Genomic DNA, 26269 nt, shown 5'->3' on the forward strand with positions numbered 1-26269 from the left:
TCATAGCACAAAGATATTATTTTACACTTTCCTCCCCAACTTTTAACGTTGATCCTCTATATGTTGTATGATCTGCTGGCATAGTTTATTTCCTAGACCAAGCCCTTGATGCTGTGGGCGTATATATAGATTAGTAATCTCACATGTCGTATCAGTAAGTCTGTGCATGGCGATACAGCCTGCTAGTGTACCATTCACTTTAGCTATATATAGTAACGCTTCATTAGAGACGTTATCTGTACTTGAGTTAGGACTTATGCTGATGGAGTTGTCTAATGGCCTTAAATCTGCTTGTATAGCTCTATTGTATTCTGTAAGTAATTGTTCTATATCTGTAGTCATAGTTAGTGACTGTATTATCTGGATGTTCATTATTAGGTGTGTTAATCTAAAGGATAGAACAAGGTATAAAAAAGGACTATTGTACATAGTCCTTTTAATGATGTTTAATTGGTTTTATAAACTGTAAGATTTTTAGCTGTAAAGTATGCAGGTGTGTTAACTCCCCATTCTCCTTTATCAGATGAATCTATATAAAACACCAGGTATTTTATATTAGTTAGTTTTTCTAAATTTACTTTTTGCCAGTCCATATTTACTTTGTCAACTTCTTTTCTATAATCAATCAGGAAGTGTTCTATTGGTTCTGTAGCAATAGCTTTATTACTATCTAGTCCATAAACAAGTACTTTAAAGAAATCTCCTTTTACAAACTTCTTTGCAAAAGCATCTCCTCTTTGAGTTGAGTGATATGTGTATGGGCTTAATGCTAATTCTATTGATTCTACAGAGTAGCTCTCTTTAAGAGTAACTACTGTTAATGCTTTATCAGTATCTATAATATCCCCTTTCTTTAGGTCTGATGGAACTCCTGAAGTGTTAGCAACTAAGAATGGTGTAGTGTTATCAGCCATTGTACCATACATGTAAGTAGGAAAGTTGTCATTATGATCCTCTTTATCTGTACTGTTGGATACAGTAAAGCCATTCCAATATTTAACACCACTAAAATCATTTACTTTATGACTGAATGTATAAGGAGAAACAACTAGAGGTGTGTTTTCAAATGTTTCTCTCCATATTTTGCCATCTTTTGTATCTAGCGTTAAAGGAACTGAAGAAAGATTTAATGATTCTCTTTCTCTTAATGGTATGCTATTATCATCACTAGAGCAACTAGTAAATGTAGTAGCAGTAAGAAGTGTAAGCCCTAATATTAAAGAGGTGCTTAACCTTAAGAAATGTTTTTTCATAGTTTTTTATTTAAAGATTTAAAGAACTATTCTAGTAGTTGTTCTTTAGTTAATTATTTGTCTATTTTATCGACTGTTAGGTTGTCCATAGTAAAATATAATGCCGTATTAGCTCCCCACTGTCCTACATCAGTAGTTTCTAAGAAAAATACTAAGTACTTAACTTCTCCTAATGAAGATAGGTCTACTTTATTCCAATTTTTATTTATTTCATTTATACCTTCTCTAAAATCAACGAAATAATGAGTCACAGGTTTAGCAGTAGTAAGTTTTTTATCTTTACTAACTCCATAAATATGAATAGCGAAGTAGTCTCCTTTTTTAAATTTATTAGCATAATCATCCCCTTCTAAAATTCCATAGTATGGCCAAGGACTTATTGCGAAGTTAGCACTTATAGCTCTGTATGAATTGTTGTTATCTTCGATAGTTATCACAGATGAGAATCTATCAATAGCAAATGGTTTATTTGGATCTAGAAGAGTTGGGTGGGGTTTGTGATCAGCAAAAGATACCAAAAAAGGAGAGCCTTTACCTGCGCTTCCTCCTTGAGGCATTGTTCCCCACTGATTATCTAACCAACCATCACCTTTGTATTGATTGCTATTATCTGTACTATTAGACACAGTGAACCCCATCCATGTGTTATAGTCAGTATATGCAATATGTTTAAAATTGAAAATATCACTTTTTAGTTCAGCATCTTCTGTATAAGTGTCTTTCCAGATTTTACCTCCTGTAGTAGCTTGACCATCAGCTAGATTGAAAGTAGAAAGGTCAAGTGTAACATAGTTATAATTATAACTTTTAGCTACATCAACTTTATAGGTATAATAACGATGAGAATTTCCTTGTTCTACTATTAAAACTAGATCTCTAGTTCCAGGTGTATTGTATGTGTACTTTAATACCTGTTCATTGGATAGAATAGTTCCTGAAGCGTTGTCTTTCCATCTGTAGACAGCATTAGCAATGTTCAGTTGTGGATCTATGGTAACTTCATCGAAAGTTACAGATTCAACTGTTCCATTAAACGTAGGTATTACATAAGGAGCATTATCATCATTAGAACAGCTCGTAAATGTAGATGCTGTTAGTAAAGTTAGTCCTAAAAATAGTATAGAACTTAACTTAGTAAAGTGTTTTTTCATAATTTGTAATGGTTAAATATTTTATCTAGTAGGAACGTTTAGTTTGGCTTTATGTAAGTCAATTACTCCTGCTACTTCTGTAGAAGTTTCGCCTAACCAACCAGCCTCTTGATCCATAGCAGTGTATACTTTAATGAAATCTACTCCAGGAAGCTTTACTTTGTTACCTTTTTTATCAACAGCCCAATTAATATCGATGGCTGCATCTATATGGCTATTAACTTGGTTGTCTACGTAACCATATTCATATTCTGGTAAAACCCAGTAAGTACCTTTTCCACTAGTGTCAGAAGCATTATTTGGTAGTCTAGATCCTTTGAATGTAATCTTTTTATCGGTTATCCAAAGAGGATAGTAACTTTGGTCATGGAATTGGTTTTTAGGTTTATAACCTTTTTGGTCTTGATTAGTTTCAAAGTAAATATATTCGTCAAAATCTCCCTTTTTAGCATCTAACTCAGGAGAAGGCTTGTGAAATGTTATTTCATAGTCGTGAATAGTTTTAGGATTCTTGTATTCACTACCAGCTATTTCATACCACTCGTCTTCATCAGGTTTACCATTTTTATTCTTATCATAAGCAACCATGATAATACCTGGCTCTGAACTGTTCTTAAAAGCATTACCTAATACAACAAAGTCTCTTCTGCCATCCTTATTAGGTATGGTATGGTCAAACCCCATTACAATATATCCTCCAAAACCTCCAAGAGATACCATAGATAGTTTATCTCCAGAAATAGCTTTCAATGCTTTCTGATTCATTATTTCTTGGGTATCTCCTTTTTCATATTTAGGTAAGTCATTTACAAATTGACCTGGAGCTGGCAGAAAGTCTAATACCTTAGTTACGTCACTATAGTTATATGATATAGAGTCAACAAATTCTTCTTCTTGAGTGTTATCATCACTCGAACAGCTATAAAAAGTAATAGCTGATAAGCATAGAGTAGCTATTAGGCTTAGTTTTAATCTTTTTGTTTTCATATTTAATTATTGGTTTATTTTTTAATGAATGCTATATGAGCTGGTATATTACCTCCAGTTGTCTTCCATTTAAGTTTTCCTTCAGGAGAAAAACAATAAACAAATCCTGTACCTATATAATCCTGTGCGTCCGTCATGAAGATTTCTTTGGTTTCAGGATTGACTGCTATTCCATAAGGTATCTGTATTTGTTTTTCTGTGCCATCAGTGATGATGTTATCATTAATAACTTGTTTTGTCAATGTATTAAGAATACCATACGACACATTATTACCTCCTGTGTTATGCTTATAAGAAGTAGCGTAGTAGTATAGCTTGTTATCATCCATAGTCATATTAGATACAGGGATGTCAAGCTTCTGCTTCACTTGATCAGTGTTAGAGTCTATTACATATAAGTTAGGCTCTATACTGTAATAATCACCTCGTGAAGAAACATAGATGTCTCCAGCTTTATCAATTTGCATACGATGTAAGTTGATGGCTACATCTATCTTTTTGGTTTCTGTAAATGAAGGAATGTCTATCACTGATACTGTAGTATCATAATTAGGAACACGGTATCCTCCAGAGTTAGCCACATATAGTTTATTTCCTTTAATGACCATTTCTTCAGGTTGATAACCTACCGTTACTCGTCTAGTTACTTCTAAGGATAAGGTATCTATCTCCGCTACAAAACCACGTTCTGCATTTGGATTAATCTCTACTTTTCCTGCATAAGAGCTAACGTACGCCTTACCATCTTTAAAAGCTAAATAACGACAGTTAGGTACATGTATTTGCTTAATATGTTTGCCTGTTTCTACATCAAATACTTCTATGAAGTTTGATACGTTAATAGTAGCATAAGCTTTAGTACCATATATCTTGATATCATTACCTACATCACCTAGTTCTTTAGTAATGTTTGGATTTCTTTCTGAGAAGATATCTCTAGTATACGTTCCGTTGTGATATTCAAATAAGTCTATAGACGCTCTGTTCATTCCCATATTACCTTCATTAAGCAGGTAAAAACCACTGAATTTATTAGTGGAAACAGGAATAGATACTTGTGAACTATCGGATAAGAATATCATCTCATCTTTGCGACAACTTACTAATGTTAGTAATGCTAAAGCAAGGAATATTATTTTATTTAATTTCATAGGTCAAAACTTAAAGTGAAACGGAAGTTACGTCCAGGCATTGGGAAGTTACTCACAACTTCATAATATTGATTAGCAATATTGTTTGCCTCTATGCTTGCTTTAAAGTGGTATTGTCGCCATTTAAAGCTTTTAAGTAAGGAGATATCATGCGTATACCAAGGCTGTATTTCATTTCGCTTGATATTGTTTTTGTTTCCATTATAGCGTTCTCCTACATAAATAAAGCTATAGTTAAGCCCCCAATCTTTATAATCTAGACTAACAATAGATGACCCTGAATGCCAAGGAGCATAAGGTATCTGATCTCCGTAATAAGAAGGCGTCCCATATAGTGTCTTGCTTTTGTCTTTGGCAACCGTATATTCATAAGTTAGATTTACTCCTAACTTTAAGTCCTCCATGATTTTTAGAGTAGTACCTAAGTTAGTTTCTATTCCGTAGTTCTCTACTTTACCTAGATTAGTCATCATCCATCTCATCATACTAGAAGTAGGAGTAGCGATAATCTTATCTGTAATATTAGCGTAATAAGATTCAACAGACAGATGTACTTCTTCAAAAAGAGACTGTTGAAACTGTTTGTTATAAGTAAAACCTAAGTTAACCTGTCTAGATGCTTCAGGCTTTAAGTTAGCTGTACCTAATTGGGTATAATAAAGGTCATTAAATGTAGGTAGTCTATAAATATACTTATAGAATGAATGAATGACTAAGTTCTCATTATCCCATGGTTTATAGCTTAGGAACACAGAAGGTGCCCAAAACTGACGATCAGGTGCCTCAAAGTTATAACGTACTTTCTCTTTTGTAAATGTTCCTAGTATATTAGCCTGAGCCTTTACTTTACCTAGATTTACAGAAGTAGCAAGTGAAGTCAAGAATGTATAGCGTTCTGGATAAGAGAACGGAGTTCCTTGACCTTTACGTGTAGCGTTTAGTTTATTGTATTGTAAATCTGTAGATAAGGACACATCCCATATATCTGTAAGCTTGTATAGGTGTGCTGCAGATAGATAATATTCTTGTTGAAAATAAGTATTGTCAAATTGTGGATTATAAGTTACCTCTTCTCCTTCGAAGCCTACCGTCTTACGCGATAAGTAATGCATTTCATCATAAGCATATTTCCCTTTGAGTTGGAATTGATATCTGTCTGAAACAAACCTAGTCCATTCTCCTTGTGCCATGAAGTTTTTGTCTTGTTGACGTTCATTGATATTCTCTGTTTCAAGAGTAACATCACTTTTCTTAATAACAGCACCAGGTAACCCTCTGTCTGACTGATAGTAATATAAATTAGCTTGCCAAGTATCTTTATCTGTTTTGCCAAACCATGTATTCTCTATTCGATACGCCTCTATATCACTATTCTGTCTATGCCCAATAGTATCATAAGCTACAGAACCATCTATATTATGGCGTTTCTGTCTGAATTTATAATCACCATTAGAATAGATGTATTCAGCACTGATAGAGGTGCTAATATTGTTATTTACTTTGATATCTGTGCGTACAGAAGGGTTGACTAATTGGATAGAACCAGCCTTGTATTTAGCTGATATATTTATGTCCTTTCCTTCTTGGAAGACAGGTTTTTTAGTTTGTAGATATACAGTAGAAGCAGACGCAAACTCTTTAGCAGATTGGAAGATGGCACTGCGCTGACCATTATATAGTTTTACAGTCTCAATATTATCTAAAGAGAACTTACCTAAGTCTACGATTCCATTCTGCGCATTGCCTACTTGTACCCCGTTATAAAATACTCCTACGTGATGAGTACCCATATTACGAACGTCTACAGTCTTTAGCCCTCCCATACCACCATAATCTTTGATCTTCACTCCTGCGAAGTATCGTAGAGCATCAGCTACGCTATAACTATTAAGGCGTTGAAGTTTAGCTCCGTCTAGTGTCTGTACAGGTATAAGATCTCGAAAGACTTCTTTTTGTATCACGATCTCATTTAGAGCAGTGATACTGTCTTTAGGTGTCTGCGCATATATAGCAGTATTCGCCATACATAACACAGTGGTTAGTACTAGTAATTTTGTTTTTGTCATATTAGTTTTTGGCTAGTTGATTTTGACATTTGGAGTAGATATAAATGCGTCAAAATCATTGTTGCCAATGACTATATCATAGAACGCCTTATGTTTCATCCCCCGAAAACATCAAAACTTATTTTAGAATGGCAGGTATTCTGACTTACTCATAACGAATATCCTTCCCATCTATGCGACAGTGGATAACTAGATTCGTTATTATTTATGAGCTTACAGCAGCGGGTCTGTTTAGGATTTTCACCTAATTCCCTTTTTCATATCACAGTGATAACCAGTCTGATTACAAATATATAAAAAAAGCTTAATGGAAAGTATTTATTCTGTTAATGGTATTTTATTATAGAATCTTTAAAAATTATTCCAAAAAGGCAAGTGAGATTGATAAGTCTTTAAAGCTTGCTTATTCATTTCAGCCTCTAGATTAGGATAGACACGCATTCCTCTTTTGCCTTCTTTTTGTTCGGTAGAGATGATATTAAGTTTAGCTAATTCTTCTTTGGGGTATAGAAAGTACCCTTGTTGAGTAGATATAATAAAATAGTCAAAATCATCTTTAATATGATAAGGAATAGTCTTCCCTTCATAATCACGTTGCCAAATGGCTACGAAATAACCTACCTTTTTAGGTGTTACTTTAGCTTCTCTATATATAAATTTCTTATCATTTAGAGTAAAAGTACAAGCGTTATAATCATTTTTCTCTATACCCCACTGTATATCTGAGATACTAGTAGATATACAGTTTCCTAATATTTTATTTAGTTGTTCTATATAGTAATGAGGTAGCATTTAATGATATTTATCTATCGTTTTATTATGTTTATAAATGATTGGCATTAGAAAATTTAAACTCTTTTATTTCATATTATTTTTCTACTGTAAGTGCTTTATAGTTAAAAAACTCTTCAGTTATATATTCATTGTGATTTATTTTCTTAGTATATGTTGGATAATTATCTTTATTATATTGATATTCCTTGGTCTCTATGGGATAGAAAACACCTTTATATGTCTTTATATTGTTAGAAGGGGTATAGTTATATCTAATAGGAGAAAATGCAGTACGATATTCTAATACTGATAAGTTTAAAGGCATATCCTTAAAGGGATTATATGCTTCATCATATGTAAATTCTTCTCTTGGTAGAGTAGAACCCTCTAATTTGACACTGGTTACATTGCCTTTTGTATCATATAAGTATTCTATATTACTTTTATTTTCTGAAGCTATAGGATATACATAGTAAATTTGATTATTACTGTTCGTTTTGTATTCATAGTTAGAGTTGCTATACTTATTCGAAAGTACTTTAGTTAAGATTCCTTTGTCATTGTATACTAAAGCATCATCTTCTTTGATTTTTCCTAATGAATCTTTTTCTATTAAATGAAGAAGCTTGTTAGAGGTATTATAAGTATAGTTTGTTTCTGACTTATTTAGATAGAATAACTTTTCATATCCTTTCTTCTTAAAATAATCTACAGTATAATGTTTTATTACATTACCATTTTTATTGTATTCAAAAGTTATTTCGGAGATTAAAATATTGTTGTTTTCTGTTGTAATTTTTTTGTAAGATTCTAATACAGTGATTGTTTTGTTGTTTTCAGTTGTATTGTCTGAGGAGCAACTACTTATGCTTATTGCAACTAATAAATAAGTGAAAAAAGTAATATTTCTAATCATAATTTGTAAGTGTTTAGTAAGTCTTAAAGATATACTTTTGTTTGATTACACTTATAGTTAATATGATATCCTCTCGACTTTTTTAATTTATGAATAGAAACAATGAGTAAACTTACTAATCTTATGGAAATTACTACTGTTATTATTTGACAATGTAAAGAAGTCTATGTTTTTGTTTGAAAATATTTATAAGTAATTATTTTTTTTGATTACTTTTAGAGTTGTTTAACAATTTATTAAGTATTGAGTTATGCGTAAACTATTTGTTTTTCTGTTTTTAGCTACTTCTTTAGTGGGGTTTGCTCAGATTAAGTTTGAGCCAGGTTATTATGTTGATAATAATGGTAATCGGGTAGAAGGATTGATCAAAAATATTGATTGGATGAATAATCCTACTAGTTTTCTATATAAAGCAGATGAGAATGCTAAAAGTGAGAATATTCTTTTAGGGGATGCTCAAGAGTTCTCTATTCTGAATAAGAGTAAATATGAAAGACATAAAGTTAACGTTGATATTTCAAGTGATAAACTTCAAAATATGACTAGTGATTCTTTACCAATCTACAAGGAAGAAATGGTCTTCTTAAAATTATTAGTAGATGGTAAGGCAAAATTGTATACATACTATAATAATCAGAGTAAATTCTTTTATCAAAAAGAGGATAAAGAGATTATTCCATTAGTATATAAGAAGTATATTAAGGAAAATAGTAAGGTGAGTAAAGAAAATGGAAATATTGCTACTAATGATAGTTATAAACGTCAGTTATGGATGGACGTTAGTTGTAATACTGACTTAAAGAAGAGAATTAAATATTTAGAGTATAAAATTAAACCATTAACGAAGTACTTTCAGGAATATAATAATTGTGAAGGAGATGAGATACAATTGTTTGAGAAGAAGAAAGAAGATAATAATCTTCATTTAAGTTTGCGTCCACAGGTATCTATTTCTTCTTTTGATTTTGATAATAGTGTTAGTAATGAAAGTTATGATTTAGGAAGTAAAGTTGGTTTTGGAGTCGGTGTAGAATTAGAGTATACGCTTCCATTTAATAATAAAAAATGGAGCTTAATAGTTGAACCTACCTTTAAGAATGTGAATTTTAAGGAAAAGGGTGAAGTAGAGATTAAAATGAATTATAATTCTTTTGAACTACCTTTTGGAGTTAGATATTATTTCTTTATTAATGATAAGTCAAGAATATTTATTAATGCTTCTTATCAGTTTAATTTTGCTTCTAGTACAAATATTAAGTTTAGTAAGGCTAATACAGAAGCATATAAAAGTCTGGATGTTAAATCTGCTAATAATGCAGTATTCGGTATTGGTTATAAGTATGATAGATTTAGTGTAGAGTATAGAATTAGTACAAAAAGAGCTGTATTGAAAGATTATTCATACTGGGATTCATCTTATGGCAATATGTCATTTATTTTGGGATATTCTTTTTTTTAAAAAATGTTGATATATAATGAAATGAACCATCTTATGATGGTTCATTTTTTATTTATACCTCTAGTTCAATTAAAAAGACTTTGTACATTAGAGTGTAATGGAGTTCTCTTAGTGTGATACCATCAGCATCTATCTAATAGATATGTACGCTCAGCTTGCACTTTCTTGGGGATTCCTAGGAGATTCCTAGGGGTTTTCTTGCCCAGAAGGTACTTTTGTCGAAGAAAGGTGCAAGAAACCCTCAAGCAATCCCCTAGCAAATCAAATGAAAACGATCATTAGTTTAGAAATAAACACTAATAAGAAATAGATCTTTTATGTACTTATTTTAAAAATAATGATGTGAATATTTGTTTTTCTAAGCAAGTATTCTATATTTGTAGAACAACATCTACAAATATCAGTGTTATGAAGTATAGTGTATTCATTTTTAGTCTTGTAATAATTGTATCTTTCAGTTCTTGTAAGATTAATCAGAAGGTTGAAGGAGAGAAGGTAGGACGTTGGGTGTTTAAAAGTACAGTCGAGGGAAAGCAGGAGGTACAACGTGGGAAATACGACAATGAGGGTTTTCAGAAAGGAACCTGGAGGTATAAGCGAGATGGAAAGCTGTATAAAAAAGAAGTGATACGAGATTCTATAGCTCACACTACTTTTTATCACCCTAATCATAAGGTAGAAGCAATCGGTAAAACGGTATTGGTCAAGACTAATAAAGGTTTGCATTATTACTATACAGGATCTTGGTTTATCTATGATATAAAAGGGAGATTAATACAAGTAAAGCATTATAAAAAAGGAATATTAGAACATATTACAACTGTACGAGAATGATAAAACTACCACAAACAGAAGAACAACTAATGGAATATATTTGGGATATGGAGAAGGCATTTACAAAGGATATTATGGAAAAGTATCCAGAGCCTAAACCTGCTCAAACAACAGTGGCAACGTTATTAAAAAGATTAGTTGACAAAGGGTTTATTGATTATAAACTTTATGGTAACTCTAGAGAGTACTACCCTTTAATAGCGAAGGACGATTACTTTGAAAAACATCTTAACGTCATGGTAGAGAACTTCTTTGATAACTCTGCTTTGCGTTTTGCTTCTTTTTTTACTAGAAAAAGTAAGATGAGTAAACATGAATTAGAAGAATTAAAAAAAATAGTAGATGAACAGTTAAAAACGAAATAACTATGTTATTATACCTATCCAAAATCACACTCATTCTCATGGCTTCACTAGTGATATATAAGCTAGTATTAGAGAATAGTAAAGCACATCACTTTAAGAGATATTACCTACTAGGGACATTGCTTATAGGACTGTTCTTACCATTTATTACTGTTTCTACAGATGTGGAGATGGTATCATGGAATCAAACTTTAGAAGAGTTAAACGACGTCATTATGGAAACTCCTAAACAGGAGGTGATGGTTAGTTCTACTATAGATTGGTCTTATGGAATAGGGGTGTTATATCTGATAGGTATAGTATTCTCACTATCTAAGTTAGTTGTCGAAACTATCAAAATTAGAAGGTTAAAACAAGAAGGAACTAGTATAGAGTTCAATGATGTAGCGATAGTTTTATCTAGTCAAATCACAAATGCCTTCTCGTTTGGAAATACAGTATACTTTCCTATTACAGAAGAAGTGTCAGAAGACAATAAAATATTGCAACATGAGATAGTACACGTACAGCAGAGACATAGCTTAGATATTATCTTGATAGAGATGCTAAAAGTGCTCTTTTGGTTTCACCCAATATTCTATTATTATAAGACTTGTATAGCGTTAAACCATGAGTTTTTAGCAGATGACTCGAGCGTTTCTTCACAAGAAGAAGCGGGAGCATATTTACAGTTATTATTAGCTCAGACTTATAAACAGCATGAGTTACAAGTAACGAGCTCTTTTAACTTTAACTTGACAAAGAAGCGATTCATCATGATTACAAAAAACAATAGTCCATGGAGAAATAGAGTAGGGATCAGTTTGTCTTGTATTCTTTTTTTATTAGTGGGTACACTTGCTATTCAAGCCAAGCCAACTAATCAGAAAGTGACGTCAGATACAAGTAGTAGACCATTCCAAGCGACAGATACGCGAGCTCAATATCCAGGAGGAATGAATAAGTTTATTAATGACTTTCTTCTAAATTTTACAGATCCATATCCCTATTCAGAAGAGAACGAAGCTAAAGTAGTAATACAGTTTACAGTAGAAACGGATGGGACATTAGAGAATATAGTGGTTTTAAGAGATCCGCTAGGAGTAGGAGAAGAGATCGTAAAGACCTTAAGGACGATGCCAAAATGGCTTCCTGCACAGAAGAATGGAGAAGTAGTAAGCACAGTGTTTACTTTACCAATAACTTTTAAAAGAGCAACACCATGAGACCAATAACAACAGTATTATTATCATTTAAGCTATATGTTACTTGCGTAGTGACTTTATTAGGAGGTGTACTAACAAGTATGGGACAAGAGATATTAGAGGATTACAGTAACTTTCTTGCACTTGAGAAAGTTGAGCTTTCGTCAGGCGAGATACGTCTTCATAAAACTATAAAAGAAGTAGACTCTACTGTGAAGGGAGCCGAGTATATTAATAAGCATCGTTTGTTTTGGGATTATCTAGTAGTGAATTTTTCAGAGTCTTTAGAGAAGAATACATTTGCCTCGAATAAAGAGATTACTTTGTCACAAGATGGCTTTTTATCTATGATGGTGTCGGATACTATTTTTAGCCCGTTAGTAGAGAAGTATAGCTCTCAAGTGATAAAAAAGAATAGTAAAAAAGATACGATCTCTATGGATGAAGTACTTAATGTTGCAGTTAAGTTCTTTAGTATAGAGAATATTACTCCGAAGGGAGAGTACACGGCGAGGATATGTGTAGGACTAAATAGTATTAAAAATACTGAAGCTATACGTATGCCCTTTGTAGAAGCTTTTGCTTTCAATGCTATTATGAAGAATCTTAGAAATGAACAGTATGATGTATATAATTACTTTATAGATTCAATAAGGGGTATTTATAAGTTAAACCTTGGTATTGATAAAGAAGAAAGATTGCTTCGTGCTCAGGGGGCTCTATTTATACAGATGCTTCAGAGTGATAAACTGAAAGAGCTATTAGAAGATGAATATGATCTGAATAAGGAGGTATTACCTTTTGTACTCTCTTCGTAATTAGAATAAATTCATATAGAACCTGTCGTTAAAAGACAGGTTTTTTTATAGTAGCACTTGAATAATTTGTATTTTTAAAACAAAAAATGAGAACTAATTATTTTAAGTACCTCTTCACTATTTTTATCGTTACCTTAGTTATGGACTCATTTGCACAAGATAGAGTTGTTATCCATGAGCATACACCTAAGTCTGCCTTGATCTGTGCTAGGTCCAATACTGATACTGTTGAATTCACGCATAATAAGCAGTTTAAACCTGCTTCTTCTCGTGTGAGTGCTGATCAATTATCTATAAACTTTTCTAAGCACTTCTATCAAGCTTTTCCCAATAAGAAGGTGAGTAATAATATTAGCCTTGTTTTTGAATTAACTATTGAGAAAGACGGCTCTATTAATGGAGTCAGTGTATTGCGCAGTAACTTTACATCAGAAGAGAACGATAAGCTAAAAGAGATCATTTATACGATAACAGCAGATACGTGGATTCCAGCTTCTTATAAAGGAGAGAAGATTACTTCACAGTATACATTGCCGATTATATTATTAGCAGATGTTAATGAAATTTAGTGTCAATGTGATGTAGGGACTTTTTTGTTATAGTTATAAGAGATATCTTAGTTAGCTGTTAATAAAAGGCACAATATAATGTTCAATACAACGACAACTAAAGTAATACTAACACTTGTATCTACTACCTTATTTTGGTTAGGAGGAGGGATGCATAAAGTGGTAGCAAATAATCTATCGAATGAAGTATCTGTTCTGACAGATAAAAAGCACGCTAAGTATCCAGGTCATTTTATGAATGATTTTGTAAAAGCCTTTTATAAGAATAACCAAGAGATAGAGACAGAAGAGACAGAACTTAGTTTTACTATTAATTTTACAGTAACAGAGTCAGGACAAGTAGATAATATTACTGTGCCAGGTATTACAGACTCATCTATATCAGAGGAAGTTGTCCGTACAGTGAAGTCTCTAAAGAAGTGGAAGCCTGCTACAGAGGGTAAAACAGCAATAGCATCACGATATTCAGTACCTTTTTATATTAATTTATCAGATGTCAAATCTGGTAATAGTAAGCCAGTATATTATGCAAAGAAAGAGGATAGCTTATATCAGATGGCGACTTATCCAGGTGGTATAGACGCTTTTTGGAAAGAGTATAATAAGAAAAGAGGCCCTAATGGAGAAGCTAATTTTGTTGGGGATAGACTGAAATATACAATTACGGTGACTATTGAGAAAGACGGAACAATGACTAGCCCACAAGTTAAAGGAGTTGATAATGATAGACATCAGCAGGGAGTGTCAGAGGAGTTTATGAATATAGTAGGAAAGATGACCAGATGGTTCCCAGCTATGTATGATGGTAAACCGATTCGTAGTAAGATGAACTTTACATTTACCAATAATGTATCCATATTAGAAGTATAACGAAATCAAAGAAGAGGGCATATCGGTCTCTTTTTTTGTTTATCTTGAACTTGCTAAAAAAGAAAACAGAATGATACATAGAATCTTAAGACTAGTGTTTGTTTTTACCTTGTTTGTATTAGGTACGCAGTATAGTGTAGCTCAGAGAAAAAATAAAAAGTCAAAGAATAAACACACAACAGAAGTTGTTACAACACCTCAAGATACGATAGCTACGTATCAAGGAGATTTTAAAGAAGACTTCTTAAGGGCATTCTTTAAGGAGAGTGGTAAGATTGTATTTAATGGAGCAGAATTTAAGTTTGTTCTTAGTTTGTTATTGACTGATACAGGAGAGGTGAATGAAGTCATCGTTCTTGGTGTAGATAATAGCAATGTCAAGGAAAGAATGAAGACGATTGCGATGAGTGTAGGAACTTGGAATCCTAAGGTAAAAGAAGGAAAGCATGTCAAATCTCAAGTAACAATCCCTTTCGTTATTAAGCAAAGTGACTTTATTATGACTCCTGCAGATTTAAATAAGTTGTTAGAAAAAAATAAAGAGTAAACGATCTGTTAGTATAAAGCTATATCTCTGAAGAATGTAAACCTATTGATTTTTTATTGGTGTAATAATAACTCTGTAGTAAGTTCATAATTTGATACGAATTTATGGACTTACTACAGAGTTATTTAATAGAAGATTACTTCGCTACGATTTCTATAAGTTGATCTCATATAAGACATGCTCTACTAGAGGATGGTCTTTAGGAACAAGAGGATGATTAAAGTTCTTTACATAAGACATTCCTATTTTCTCCATTACATTATACGAACGCTTATTCTGTGTCGTAGTGAATGAATAGATCTTATCTAATCCTAAAGTTTCTTTACCAAATACTAGACATGCTTTAGCAGCCTCCGTAGCATATCCTTTACCCCAGAACTGTGGTAGCATACGCCATCCTATCTCTACTCCTGGAGCGAAGTCTACATTAAAGGTAATATCTAGTAACCCGACAAACCCAATAAAGCTTCCACTGCTTTTCTCCTCTACTGCGAAGAATGCATATCCTTGAGTATCTATTTTACTCTTCATATTGTTATATGCCTGTGTAGATTCCTCAGCTGTTTTCTTGTCTAAGAAGAATTCCATTACTTGATCATTCTGATTCATTGCTATAAAGTCAGCTAGATCACTTTCTTTATATTGACGAATCAGTAGTCTTTCTGTTTCTATAAATACTTTCATTGTTTTATTTATTTTATTGTTTGTAGAAGAGTAATACTATAGGTTAATCTCTTCACGTACTTTTTTAGTTAAGCTGTTGAATACTAAATCATACGAATGATCTATTAATTCTTTTAATAGAGGCCACTGTACAGAACCTCCTAAGTGTACACTGTTCCAGTGTTTTTTGCTCATGTGATATCCAGGTGTGATTTCACTATAATCAGCACGTAATTCTTCCGCACGTTCAGGATCACACTTCAGATTGATAAAGCAGTTCCCTTGTTCCCATTTCGTTAGGTTTAGGAGTAAGTATATTTTACCTCCCACCTTGAATGTCAGGGTTTCTTTATCAAAAGGGAAGTCTTCTACTGTCCCTTTTTTATTTAGGCAGTAGTCATAGAGTATGTGTACATCCATAGTTATAGTGGTGTTTTACCGAGTTGTATTAGTTCTTTTCGAGATAGAGTATCGTAGACTAGATCATAAGAGTGGTCTATCCATTCTTTGATCTGATCAGGTGTAAATCTACCTCTGAGATATACCGTATTCCAGTGTTTCTTGTTCATGGTATATCCATAAGTAATATCTTCATATTCTTCCCTTAATTCAGTCGCAAGTTGAGGTTCACATTTGAGGATAATATTACGATTACCTTGCTCCCAAAAGTGCATGGCAATCATAGCAAATATCTTCCCGCCAACTTGGAATGTCATTAAGTTTTCGTCAAATGGGAAACCACTTGTAGCGTAAGGTCTAGAAGAACAATAGTCGTATAATTCATCTAGTTCCATAGTTTATATGATTTTATATAATACAGGTTTACTAGGACTAGCATCATTGACAAAAGAAGCTAGTTGTATATTCAGAAAATAGAACCCATCCTTTACCTCATCATTCACATATATCATTTCTGTAATGGTAGATTCTAGTCTTGCATCATCGTTCAGATGATGCGTATCTGTTACATTCCAGAATGCCTTATGAGCGAGTAGTTGCCCGCCATCTTCTTCTCTGTCTACACTTGGCAGATCTATAAGTAGATGATTTATACCTTGCTCTCTTAAGAAGGTCGCAGCCTCAGCACATAAGTAAGGAGGATTAGTATGAGAGTATTTTCTATGTTTTTTGTTTAGCTCATTAGGCGTAGTACGTATGATAATCGCTTTTTGATGATTAGCAGTCCATACCTTTTTTACCTGTGCTAATGTGATTACACAGTCTCCATCTTGTTGTACTTCTGGAGAGATAGTCACAAGTTGAGCAAAGAAGAAATATTCTTTTAAGCTCTCATTGACATTGTAGAAGTCATACGTGATATGTCCTAGACATTCTGTATGAGTCCCATGCCCATGAGGGTTGAAGGCGATATTATTAAAGTTAGTCGAAGACTTTCCTTCGCTTACTTTTCCTATCCAGTCTTCTACGACTACAGGAGATATCTCAGGCTTATCTAGATACCATGCGATAGGGTTATCGTCAGTATTGATAAGTGGGATAGAGATATCTATCGGCTTAGAGAAGTCGATTTGATAGTCTGTATCTGAATAGGTTATCGTTGCTTTCATTGTTTTATTTCAAATCTAAATAAAATAAATCAGATGCAATACCATCACTTAAGAATTTTCCTTTATTTGTGATTGTAAGGATATCACCTTCTTTATGCATGAGTTCCTCTTCTAAGAAAGAGGCGCTAAGTTTGACTAAATAATCGTGATAAGTCTTACCGAACTCTCTTTCTACACGAGTCAGATCTACTCCCCATATCGTTCTCAGTCCAGTCATGATATATTCATTATATCGATCCGTTAGGTTGAGCTCTTCTATTTCTCTAGGTAGTTTATCTTCCGAAATATCTTTGATATAAAGGCTGTTATTCGCTATATTCCAACTTCTGTGTACTCCATCAAAGCTATGTGCTGAAGGACCTATACCTAAGTACTTTTTACCTAACCAATACGCTGAGTTATTCTTAGAATAATAACCCGATTTAGCGAAGTTAGACAGTTCATAGTGGATATACCCATTTGATTTTAGAGTCTCTATTAACAGCATAAAATGTTGATGAGCCACTTCTTCTTCAGGACTAGGGATAACCCCTTTTTTGATTAGCTTATTTAATGCTGTACGCTCCTCTACAGTTAGCGCATAGCACGATATATGTGGAATACCAAGGTCTAAGATACGCTGTACATTAGATAACCATCGTTCATTGCTCATATTCGGAATACCGTATATTAGGTCTATTGAGATATTGTCAAAGAGACTTGTAGCTATCTCTAGACATTCGATAGCTTCAGTAGAATTATGAGCCCTATTCATCATCTTCAGATCATCTTCATAGAAAGACTGAATACCGATACTTAATCGGTTCACTCTAGATTCTGCTAATTTGTATAAGGTCGCTTTATCTAGATCATCAGGATTCGCCTCTAATGTGATTTCAGGATTCTCATTAACCTCAAATAAATTATAGACTGTCTGTATTAGGTCATTAATCTCATCTACCTCCAAAATACTAGGCGTACCACCACCGAAATATATTGTCTCAATGATTTCACCATCTAGTTCAGTTTGGCGCAGTGCCATCTCATGTTTTAGACCTGCTAGCATTTCCTCTTTCTTCTTTAATGAAGTAGAGAAGTGAAAGTCACAGTAGTGACACGCTTGTTTACAGAACGGAATATGTATATAGATACCTGCCATTATTTCTTTACTCTATCTTGGTTTTGTTTTACGAATGCATCCCAGCCACTATAACTTTTAGTAGCCAATGTTCGCCCACTGTTAAAGAAGTGACAGACAGCCGCTGCTAGTCCATCCGTACTATCTAGATTATTAGGTAGTTCTTTTAGTCCAGGTAATAGTTGTTGTAGCATCTTTGCCACTTGTTCTTTACTTGCATTACCACTACCTGTGATTGCCATCTTTATTTTTTTAGGTTCATACTCTGTCACAGGGATATCGCGAGACAGTGCTGCAGCCATTGCTACCCCTTGAGCACGTCCTAGCTTTAGCATAGATTGAGGGTTCTTACCTAAGAACGGAGCTTCGATAGCAATCTCATCAGGGTGAAAAGTTTCAATTAATTCAATAGTTCTATCAAATATCAATCTTAGACGAGTATATCTATCCTCATACTTAGCTAATAGCAATTCATTCAGTTGAAGGAATTCCATCTTTTTATTCACCACCTTGATTACGCCGAATCCCATGATCGTTGTTCCAGGGTCTATACCTAATATGATTCTATCTACTGTCAATCTATTCTTGTTTTTAATATCTATGCAAAGATGATACGAAATCCACACTACTCCAAAAAACTGTTCAGTTTTGCTATAAACCTTAGCAACATAGCTTTTGTATAAGAGCTGTAGTCACTTTTTTGCACTAGATACACTATCACACTAAAAATATCGTTTACTTTGTAGCAATGAAGATACTATCTGACAAAACTAAGCAATATCTCGTACTTCTAATTAAAATATTAGTAGTAAGCGCTGCTTTTTATTACATCTATAATCAGCTGTCAAATGATGAGACACTGGACTTCCATATTTTAGGAGAAGTAGTGAGTGATCCTAAGAATTACCTTGCTATTGCTGCGTTGATGTTCTTGACATTCTCTAACCGCTTTGTAGAGATTCTGAAGTGGCAGAGTCTATCTTCGTTAATCAAACCAGTCTCAGTAGGACAAGCGGCTAAGCAAGTATTGAGTGCTTTGACACTTGGAATATTTACCCCAAATGGAATAGGAGAGTACGCTGGTAAGGCACTTTATTTTGAGAAGAAAGATGCCCCTCGTGTTATATTCTTGAATATGGTGTGTAACGGGGTGCAGGTGATCTACGCTATTGTTTTTGGGTTGATTGGGTTGACTATTCTGAATCAGTTCCATGAGATTATCCCCAATACGTATCTGTACATTGTATACGCTGTGATAGCAGTTGTATTTACGTTGTTATTCTCTATCAGAAACTTCGCTATAAAAGGCTATTCTATACAGACTATTCTCAATTTATTAAATGAGATACCAAAGAATAAACACCGCAAGAATCTATTCTTAGCCCTACTTCGCTATGCATCGTTTACCCATCAGTATGTGATTTTGTACTATCTATTTGGTGTAGATATACCTTATTTTGAACTCTTATGTGCAGTATCTGCTATTTATCTGATGGCCTCTTCATTGCCTAACTTTCAGTTTTTAGAGTTTGCTGTTAAAGGGAGTATTGCCATGTTTATCTTCACTGCTTTAGATGTTAATCAGTGGGTTGTTGCTTTAGTTGCTACCTTGATATGGTTACTGAATATTGTGTTGCCGATCAGTATCGGAAGTTACTTTGTATTGACATTTAAAGTAAAAAAATAGATAACAACAGCAGAGATACAGTACATATTACTGCTTACTCAAGACAACAGGAACCACGAATTGACTCTTCACAGGAACACCTCTTTTTAGAGCAGGATGTACTGTAGTGAAATCTTGACTTTGTTTGTGTAAGATATCATCTATTGTTTTAGTCAATCCTTTTAGGCTATCAGGAATCTCGTATAGCTGAAAGTCTATTTTAGAATTTGCTTGTACAGTCACCAGTATTTTGAGTGTGTCTAGTTGATCGAAGTTGCCTTGAATAGTATCTGCATTTAATCTTAACTGTAGATTTTGGGTAACATATGAAAAGAAACAATCCTTTTTAGCTTGGTTATCTGTTAGAGAATCACATGATTCTACAGACGGATAAGTATCTACCTTACTCCAGTCTATCTTCTCTAATTCCTCTTTTAATAAAGCCTCTTCGTCTAGTTGATAATTCGCTTTATTCTGACAACCTAGTAATACTATCGATAAGAAAATTGAAAAGAGTAATTTTTTCATAGCTTGGATTATTGTATCTTTAATTCTCAAAAATACAAAAAATACAGATGGAATATGTACTATTATTAATCAGTATCTTATTATTAGCAGGAGGACTTATCGGAAGTGTGCTACCTGCGCTCCCAGGATTACCTTTGAGTTGGGTAGGCATTCTATGTCTATATTTGACTAAGGGAGTAGAGATGGATCATCCTATTCTGTGGGTTAGCTTTGTGGTGATGATAGCGATTTCCATTTTAGATTATATCATTCCTGCACAAGGCACTAAGAAATTTGGAGGGAGTAAGTACGGCGTATGGGGAACCAATATCGGACTAGTAGTCGGGATATTTGCACCTATTCCATTAGGGTTTATCATAGGGCCATTTGTCGGAGCTTTAGTAGGAGAGTTGATCTATAATAGCAAAGAAAAAGGAAGAGCATTAAGAGCAGCTACAGGCTCACTAATCGGCTTTTTAGTTTCTACTTTTATGAAAGTAGTAGTCTCTATCATCTTTATAGGTTTAGGGATAAAGATTATTTGGAACAACGCCTCAGTGTGGTTCTAAGATAGTGGTCAATTATTTATCCAAAAGCAATGTTATACTGACGAAGGAAGCATCCCATACTATAAGAATTCTTGTATGAGATCTTTCCTACCGTCAAGGTGACATGCTAAACGTATATAGCAACACATTGCGTCTACTACTAAGTATTTGAACTTAGTACTACTGTTCTATTTTTACTTTGAATGTTTCTCTCCATGCACTTGATACTTGAGTCTTGATTTCAGAATTAGTGATACGCACTTTTAGCTCATCGTTAAAACGGACATTTACATCATTTGCGTACTCGTCGAAGTTATTGACACGTACATTCATACTGCCATCTGCATTTAGAGGCACTAATCCATAGCTTGTATTAGCATTAGGAGTGAAGTTAGCAGGAGTATTCGCTTGTGCAGGAGTGATGATAGAAATATCTTTAAATACTATCACCACTAGGCATGCAGCTATTACTGTAAGTATAGCTTTAGTGTATAAATCAACTTTCATAATGTTTTTTTTAATAGTTAACTAGTTGAAATATAAAAAAATAAGTGTTCTAAATATAGACTATCTTTTATTTTTTACTTCCTAATAACGGTTTTTCTATAAAAGTAATTCCGATACCTAATAAGATAACAGCACCTCCTATCATCATCTGTACAGTGATTTGCTCGTCTAAGAATACCCAAGCTAGTATAGCCGCTAGCAGTGCTTGACTAAGAAGGCTTAGCGATACACGAGTAGCTCGCATATGCTGAGTAGAGTAGCTGATTAATAACCAAGCTAATAATTGACAGATAATCCCTTGTATCACTAGCGTCACCCATCCCTCTGTAGACCATCCCGTAAAAGGCGAACCTGCTATTAGATTCACTATCGCTAAGAACACAGAAGAGACCAGTAAGCTATACGTCATAAATGGGATAACTCCTACTGTAGATAGCACCTTTTTACTCATCAAGATATAGCATGCATACAATATCCCTGACAATATCCCGAAGGCAAAAGGCAGGTCAAAAGAGAAATCCATGAACACTTCTACTCCGATAAGAACTACCATCCCTAGAATAGCGAATACCGTTCCTATCCAGAAGTTAGACGTAGGCTTAGTACTTAAGAATAAATAACTACCTATACCTACCCATACAGGAGCGAGGTTAGTCAGTAATGTAGCCTGTGTAGCAGAAGACCCTTGTATCGCATAGTTCCATACAGCGATATCAGATCCGAAGAATATTCCACATAGCACGATTAAGATCATTGTCTTAGCATCATATAGCTTGATCTGTTTCGTAAAGATAGCATAAGGCACTACGAATACTGCAGCTATAGCCATACGATAGAAGGCAGATACCAGACTCGGAGTCAAGTTTAACTTCACAATCACAGGGAATATAGAGATACATATTATTCCGATAAACAATGCTATACGTGGTTTATTAGCCATAATGGGTCTTTTTTTTAATAGCTGCAAAGTAACACTTTTCTTTTGCTAGTTTCTCTGTTTTTTAACAAAGGTCATTAGAATATGAGTTAGATTGTTGTGATTAGAGAAAGGGGTTTAACTTTTTCTTCTTACATTTAGTTCTGATAACACATATAGAAGCCCCCAACTCTATATTACTTAAACTCGAGAAGAGAATGAATAAAGAACTTTGGGCAAAGATAGAAGCGTTCCAACTAGATAAATGGACAGATGAGTATGGATTCGTATTGCGCTTAGCGAAAGAGAACTTATGGACTAAGCATTTTACAGAATCAGCTATACTAGAATACAAGAAGTTTATGTATCTCGCTGCCACTTCTAATCAGATGGTCTCCCCATCAGATATTGTCGATATCGTATGGCATCAGCACCTTATCTTCACACAGAGCTATAATCGCTTCTGTAAGCTGTTAGGAAAGGATATACAGCATATCCCTTCTACACATAACCGTACAGAGATAGACAAATTTAGAGAAGCAAAAGAACAGACCACCACCCTCTATACTAAAGCATTCGGAGAACAACCTAAAGAGATATGGGAGTATCGCACGATGTATGACAGCCTTCGATTAAAGAAATCTAAGCTAAGTGATAATGGACTATTAGGGATATCATTAGTACTTGTTATAGCACTCTCTATTATTTTATTTTATCCTTTGCGCGCTATTTATCGAGAGATTAGTAGTGAAGTATTCTTACCATTTTGTATAATTATCTTTATTGGGTTATATATATTTATGGTTCGCCATAGTAAGACTAGGATTCAAGAGATTATTACAGATAGTAGTTACGAGTCATTTATCTTTAATCTACATCCGTATGAAGTGTTGTATCTAAAGAATAGAGGAGTTAGTGAAGGTGTGATAGGAACATTTCACGAATTGATAGAACAGAAGAATTTAAAGCTAGAACCTAAAGGTAGAATTAGATTGATACAGAGTCGTATTGTGAAAAACCGTGAACAGGCTGCTGTACTAAAAGGTATAGAAGAAACAGATATAAGAGATTATGAGGATTTAGTGAATATGCTGAAGACTAAACCCGTCTTTATGAATAACAAGATTGTTATAGATGCACTGTTTAGTTATATCCGTAACTCAAATAAAATTAACCAATTGATTATTCAACTACTTGTTACATTAGGTGGTATGTCTTTTTTAGCATTTATGCGTATAGTTATTGGTATTAGTAGAGATAAACCTGTGTTTCTTATTTCTATATTGACTATCGTGATGGTTGTAACTACCATCGCTACTATAAGTGCAGTATCATCTAGCTTAATCGAAAAAGGTGTTTTAGCCTATTATCAGTCAAGAATTATCCCTAAGAAAGCAAAAGAGAACAACTGGCAGTGGTCTTATGTAGAGGGAGGTATGGCGGCTCTAGGAGCAGCTCTAACTACCACAGTTATATTATCGAATAGTAAGCACAATAATGTATTTGATTCTAGCAATAGTTGGGGTACAGACTCTAGTAGCTCTAGTAGTAGCTCTCATAACACCTGTAGTAGCGACTCTGGTAGTTCATGCGGTAGCTCATGTGGTAGTAGCTGTGGAGGTTGCGGAGGCGGAGGAGATTAATGTGTGGTTTATTAAATGAATGTCTAAAAAATGTTTTTTTAGTCTTGAGTTTTTTATGTTAATTTACAGTTAATATAAACACCACTATTATTATGAAATTAAAGAGTATACTATTTGTAGCTTGTTCTTTATTTCTGTTTAATTGCTCTTCTAGTGATGATAACGGAGGTACACCTACTAAGCCAAGTAAAATAGAATTTAAGACAAAAGAAAAACAACTTTTAGTCAACGAAAGTTTTAATTTATTAGATGAATTAATATTAGAGAATGTAGATACTAAGACTATTCAATGGACTGGATATAATGATAAGATTGTCAATTTATCAGGTACTACGATTAAAGCAACAGCTAAAGGAGAGACTACACTTACCGCATCTGTAAAGAACAGTGATAAGAAAGCTACCCTAAAGCTGATAGTCGCAGATGTTAAGGTCGTTTTCAAGCAAGAGAAAGTAGAAGTTCACAGAGGAAATACTATTGATCTAAACGAATTATTAACCTTAGAGAATGTGGCGAAAGATGAGTTGACTTGGACCTTGGATAATAATGACTTTGCTAAAATAAAAGATGGAGTAGTAACAGGTTTTGCTAAAGGGGAAGTGAACATTACAGCGGCTGCAACTAATAAACAAGTCAAAGCTACTATTAAGGTTGTTGTTAAACCAGCTGAGATAAGCGAGTTGCATATTGTTGGGTTAGAAGGAGTATTAATATTAAATAAAAAAGAACAGCTAAAAGCAGCTGCATACCCTCAAGACGCAGAGCTTACTGGATTAATATGGAGTAGTTCTAATGAGAAGATTGTTAAGGTTAGTCCAACTGGACTAGCAGAGCCAGTAGCATTAGGAAGTGTTTTTATAAATGTAAAGTCTCCTAATGGAAAAGAGCAAACTATTGAGGTAGAAGTTATAGGGGCAGATATTATGCAGATTATTATATTACCTAAAAAAGCAGATGTTGTTTTTGGTGATAAAATGGAATTAGAACTATTAGTTGATCCTCCAAGATATGAGCCAGGTATGATAGTGTTTACTTCTAGTAATCCTTCTATCGCTACAGTAGATGAGAAAGGTGTAGTTACTACCTTTGCTAATAAAAAAGGAACTGTGACTATCACAGCCTCTAGTAAAAAAGATCCAAATATTAATGCTAGCACAGAGCTGAATGTTATGGCTCCTTTTGATAAAATAACAGTTTCTACTACAGTAAGTGGATTAAACTATGTTGATGGAGCAGCGCATGGTCATGCTACACTAGAGATTAAAGAGAATAGTATTATTCCTGGTTTTGTTAACGATAATCCTAATTGGTTTCAGATTACACGAGTACGTGTATTTAGTAAAGATGGTAAAGTAATATTTGAAAATAACGAAACAGTAGATACTCGATATAGTTCTTCTAGAAAGTACGGCTTTAAACTAGAAGGAGTACATGATCCTTATATAGAATATGACTTGAAGTTTAAAGATTATAAAGAAAGCAAGAAAGAAACATTAGTGCTGAAAAAATAAATGTATTAATAATAGATAAGAGCGTGATATACTGAGTATATCACGTTTTCTTTTTTTAGTGAAATTACTACCACAGTAGGCATACCACATCCATTCAACCCCATCGTAGGGCTGTATTACATACAGCCGACAATATATAACCACACAGCATATCACAGATTATAAACATAAACACCTCATACTGAATTAATTATTTTATAATGTTAAATAAATAATTATTTTTTATTTAAAATGTTAATATATATTTGAATATATGTCTATATTAGCATTTTGAAAATTATTATTGCTGTGAAAAAGAATCTTTCATTGTCTGAAAGATAGAGGTACTATTAGTTTAGACTCGTTTGATTATCGTAAGTTTGTTATCTAATGTTCATATAGTAAGTGTAAGTGATAAGATTAATTATTTGAACATTTGAAAAGCCAAAAGGATACCTCCTTTTGGCTTTTTTGTTTCTTAATAAATGCAACTTAAGCCTACTATCTCCCTAACTCCACAAATGAATTGTACTATCGTCATGAAGGCAACCTGTATAGATAAGGAATGCTGATATCAACACATTGTAGTTGACATAATGTATTGTTTTTACCTACCCATGGGGTGTTCCCAGTTTATCAGTTCCCCTGTTCCCTGTTTGTCTGTTCCCTGTTTGTCTGTTCCCTGTTTGTCTGTTCCCTG

29 protein-coding genes and 1 riboswitch are annotated in these 26269 nt (G+C 33.7%); of the genes, 12 read left to right on the plus strand and 17 right to left on the minus strand.

Translation table 11 applies throughout. The features are described from left to right. Window positions 1-42 precede the first annotated feature (42 nt). The 8 genes from AABL87_RS16400 to AABL87_RS16435 all read right to left on the minus strand — a co-directional run bounded on the left by AABL87_RS16400 (window position 43) and on the right by AABL87_RS16435 (window position 8298). Entirely contained in the window at window positions 43-372 is a 330-nt protein-coding gene (locus AABL87_RS16400; RefSeq protein ID WP_232234347.1) for a GNAT family N-acetyltransferase, read from the minus strand. Window positions 373-446: 74 nt separating this feature from the next. Beyond that, entirely contained in the window at window positions 447-1253 is an 807-nt protein-coding gene (locus AABL87_RS16405) for a DUF4465 domain-containing protein (protein WP_071307149.1), read from the minus strand. Window positions 1254-1306: 53 nt separating this feature from the next. Continuing rightward, window positions 1307-2404: a DUF4465 domain-containing protein gene (locus AABL87_RS16410; protein ID WP_016650063.1), complete on the minus strand. Its 1098-nt coding sequence runs from the start codon at window positions 2402-2404 to the stop codon at window positions 1307-1309. Window positions 2405-2425: 21 nt separating this feature from the next. Next, entirely contained in the window at window positions 2426-3391 is a 966-nt protein-coding gene (locus AABL87_RS16415) for a PKD domain-containing protein (protein WP_341277615.1), read from the minus strand. 14 nt (window positions 3392-3405) lie between these two features. After that, the gene (locus AABL87_RS16420) at window positions 3406-4542 is read right to left on the minus strand and encodes a YncE family protein (protein WP_341277616.1); all 1137 of its coding nucleotides are present in this window, start codon (window positions 4540-4542) and stop codon (window positions 3406-3408) included. Next, entirely contained in the window at window positions 4539-6608 is a 2070-nt protein-coding gene (locus AABL87_RS16425; protein WP_253112292.1) for a TonB-dependent receptor, read from the minus strand. Before AABL87_RS16425 ends, AABL87_RS16420 begins: the two co-directional genes overlap by 4 nt. A 113-nt stretch (window positions 6609-6721) precedes the next feature. Beyond that, window positions 6722-6902: riboswitch (cobalamin riboswitch) on the minus strand. 57 nt (window positions 6903-6959) lie between these two features. After that, on the minus strand, window positions 6960-7400 hold the full coding sequence (locus AABL87_RS16430) for a MepB family protein (RefSeq protein WP_006257584.1): 441 nt from the start codon (window positions 7398-7400) through the stop codon (window positions 6960-6962). 76 nt (window positions 7401-7476) lie between these two features. Further along, window positions 7477-8298 carry a hypothetical protein gene (locus tag AABL87_RS16435; RefSeq protein ID WP_006257583.1) on the minus strand — a complete coding sequence of 274 codons (822 nt, stop codon included), beginning with the start codon at window positions 8296-8298 and terminating at the stop codon, window positions 7477-7479. A 250-nt stretch (window positions 8299-8548) separates the two neighbouring features. Here AABL87_RS16435 and AABL87_RS16440 point away from each other — a divergent pair, with 250 nt between their 5' ends. The 8 genes from AABL87_RS16440 to AABL87_RS16475 all read left to right on the plus strand — a co-directional run bounded on the left by AABL87_RS16440 (window position 8549) and on the right by AABL87_RS16475 (window position 14944). Then, window positions 8549-9757: an outer membrane beta-barrel protein gene (locus AABL87_RS16440; RefSeq protein WP_016650067.1), complete on the plus strand. Its 1209-nt coding sequence runs from the start codon at window positions 8549-8551 to the stop codon at window positions 9755-9757. Between the two features lie 408 nt (window positions 9758-10165). After that, window positions 10166-10591 carry a hypothetical protein gene (locus AABL87_RS16445; protein WP_341277617.1) on the plus strand — a complete coding sequence of 142 codons (426 nt, stop codon included), beginning with the start codon at window positions 10166-10168 and terminating at the stop codon, window positions 10589-10591. Continuing rightward, window positions 10588-10956: a BlaI/MecI/CopY family transcriptional regulator gene (locus AABL87_RS16450; RefSeq protein WP_006257580.1), complete on the plus strand. Its 369-nt coding sequence runs from the start codon at window positions 10588-10590 to the stop codon at window positions 10954-10956. The genes AABL87_RS16445 and AABL87_RS16450 overlap by 4 nt, the downstream gene beginning before the upstream one ends. 38 nt (window positions 10957-10994) lie before the next feature. Next, window positions 10995-12161, plus strand: coding sequence for a M56 family metallopeptidase (locus AABL87_RS16455; protein WP_286400162.1), 1167 nt, complete (start codon window positions 10995-10997; stop codon window positions 12159-12161). Beyond that, window positions 12158-12958, plus strand: a complete 801-nt coding sequence (locus AABL87_RS16460; protein WP_286400167.1) for a hypothetical protein — start codon at window positions 12158-12160, stop codon at window positions 12956-12958. The genes AABL87_RS16455 and AABL87_RS16460 overlap by 4 nt, the downstream gene beginning before the upstream one ends. Before the next feature lie 86 nt (window positions 12959-13044). Then, window positions 13045-13527, plus strand: a complete 483-nt coding sequence (locus AABL87_RS16465) for a hypothetical protein (protein ID WP_341277618.1) — start codon at window positions 13045-13047, stop codon at window positions 13525-13527. 78 nt (window positions 13528-13605) lie between these two features. Next, window positions 13606-14397: an energy transducer TonB gene (locus AABL87_RS16470; RefSeq protein WP_006257576.1), complete on the plus strand. Its 792-nt coding sequence runs from the start codon at window positions 13606-13608 to the stop codon at window positions 14395-14397. 70 nt (window positions 14398-14467) lie between these two features. After that, on the plus strand, window positions 14468-14944 hold the full coding sequence (locus AABL87_RS16475; protein ID WP_006257575.1) for a hypothetical protein: 477 nt from the start codon (window positions 14468-14470) through the stop codon (window positions 14942-14944). Between the two features lie 153 nt (window positions 14945-15097). Here AABL87_RS16475 and AABL87_RS16480 read toward each other — a convergent pair whose 3' ends face one another. The 6 genes from AABL87_RS16480 to ruvC are packed head-to-tail and all read right to left on the minus strand — an operon-like array spanning window position 15098 to window position 18870. Continuing rightward, complete coding sequence (locus AABL87_RS16480) at window positions 15098-15628, minus strand: GNAT family N-acetyltransferase (protein ID WP_006257574.1); 531 nt, start codon at window positions 15626-15628, stop codon at window positions 15098-15100. 36 nt (window positions 15629-15664) lie between these two features. Further along, complete coding sequence (locus tag AABL87_RS16485) at window positions 15665-16027, minus strand: MmcQ/YjbR family DNA-binding protein (RefSeq protein WP_006257573.1); 363 nt, start codon at window positions 16025-16027, stop codon at window positions 15665-15667. Window positions 16028-16029: 2 nt separating this feature from the next. After that, window positions 16030-16401 carry an MmcQ/YjbR family DNA-binding protein gene (locus tag AABL87_RS16490; protein ID WP_006257572.1) on the minus strand — a complete coding sequence of 124 codons (372 nt, stop codon included), beginning with the start codon at window positions 16399-16401 and terminating at the stop codon, window positions 16030-16032. Window positions 16402-16404: 3 nt separating this feature from the next. Continuing rightward, a complete protein-coding gene (locus tag AABL87_RS16495) occupies window positions 16405-17175 on the minus strand; it encodes a cyclase family protein (RefSeq protein WP_006257571.1) in 771 nt (256 codons plus the stop codon). Window positions 17176-17179: 4 nt separating this feature from the next. Then, the gene (hemW, locus tag AABL87_RS16500; RefSeq protein ID WP_341277619.1) at window positions 17180-18313 is read right to left on the minus strand and encodes a radical SAM family heme chaperone HemW; all 1134 of its coding nucleotides are present in this window, start codon (window positions 18311-18313) and stop codon (window positions 17180-17182) included. Next, complete coding sequence (ruvC, locus tag AABL87_RS16505; RefSeq protein WP_006257569.1) at window positions 18313-18870, minus strand: crossover junction endodeoxyribonuclease RuvC; 558 nt, start codon at window positions 18868-18870, stop codon at window positions 18313-18315. Before ruvC ends, hemW begins: the two co-directional genes overlap by 1 nt. 170 nt (window positions 18871-19040) lie before the next feature. Between ruvC and AABL87_RS16510 the strand changes: the two genes are divergently transcribed. After that, window positions 19041-19979, plus strand: coding sequence for a lysylphosphatidylglycerol synthase domain-containing protein (locus tag AABL87_RS16510; RefSeq protein WP_006257568.1), 939 nt, complete (start codon window positions 19041-19043; stop codon window positions 19977-19979). Between the two features lie 27 nt (window positions 19980-20006). Here AABL87_RS16510 and AABL87_RS16515 read toward each other — a convergent pair whose 3' ends face one another. Beyond that, entirely contained in the window at window positions 20007-20486 is a 480-nt protein-coding gene (locus AABL87_RS16515) for a hypothetical protein (protein WP_006257567.1), read from the minus strand. Between the two features lie 47 nt (window positions 20487-20533). On the opposite strand from AABL87_RS16515, the gene AABL87_RS16520 reads away from it, so the two are divergent. Beyond that, on the plus strand, window positions 20534-21034 hold the full coding sequence (locus AABL87_RS16520; RefSeq protein ID WP_006257566.1) for a DUF456 domain-containing protein: 501 nt from the start codon (window positions 20534-20536) through the stop codon (window positions 21032-21034). A 159-nt stretch (window positions 21035-21193) separates the two neighbouring features. Here AABL87_RS16520 and AABL87_RS16525 read toward each other — a convergent pair whose 3' ends face one another. Further along, window positions 21194-21520, minus strand: coding sequence for a hypothetical protein (locus tag AABL87_RS16525; RefSeq protein WP_006266211.1), 327 nt, complete (start codon window positions 21518-21520; stop codon window positions 21194-21196). Window positions 21521-21587: 67 nt separating this feature from the next. After that, window positions 21588-22460 carry a DMT family transporter gene (locus tag AABL87_RS16530; protein WP_341277620.1) on the minus strand — a complete coding sequence of 291 codons (873 nt, stop codon included), beginning with the start codon at window positions 22458-22460 and terminating at the stop codon, window positions 21588-21590. Between the two features lie 194 nt (window positions 22461-22654). Between AABL87_RS16530 and AABL87_RS16535 the strand changes: the two genes are divergently transcribed. Together AABL87_RS16535 and AABL87_RS16540 are read left to right on the plus strand one after the other, a co-directional pair. Next, window positions 22655-24079, plus strand: a complete 1425-nt coding sequence (locus AABL87_RS16535; protein WP_341277621.1) for a glycine-rich domain-containing protein — start codon at window positions 22655-22657, stop codon at window positions 24077-24079. A gap of 92 nt (window positions 24080-24171) precedes the next feature. Then, the gene (locus tag AABL87_RS16540; RefSeq protein ID WP_341277622.1) at window positions 24172-25590 is read left to right on the plus strand and encodes an Ig-like domain-containing protein; all 1419 of its coding nucleotides are present in this window, start codon (window positions 24172-24174) and stop codon (window positions 25588-25590) included. Window positions 25591-26269: the final 679 nt, after the last annotated feature.

The sequence above is a fragment of the Myroides sp. C4067 genome, assembly GCF_038039665.1.
Lineage (GTDB): Bacteria > Bacteroidota > Bacteroidia > Flavobacteriales > Flavobacteriaceae > Flavobacterium > Flavobacterium odoratimimum.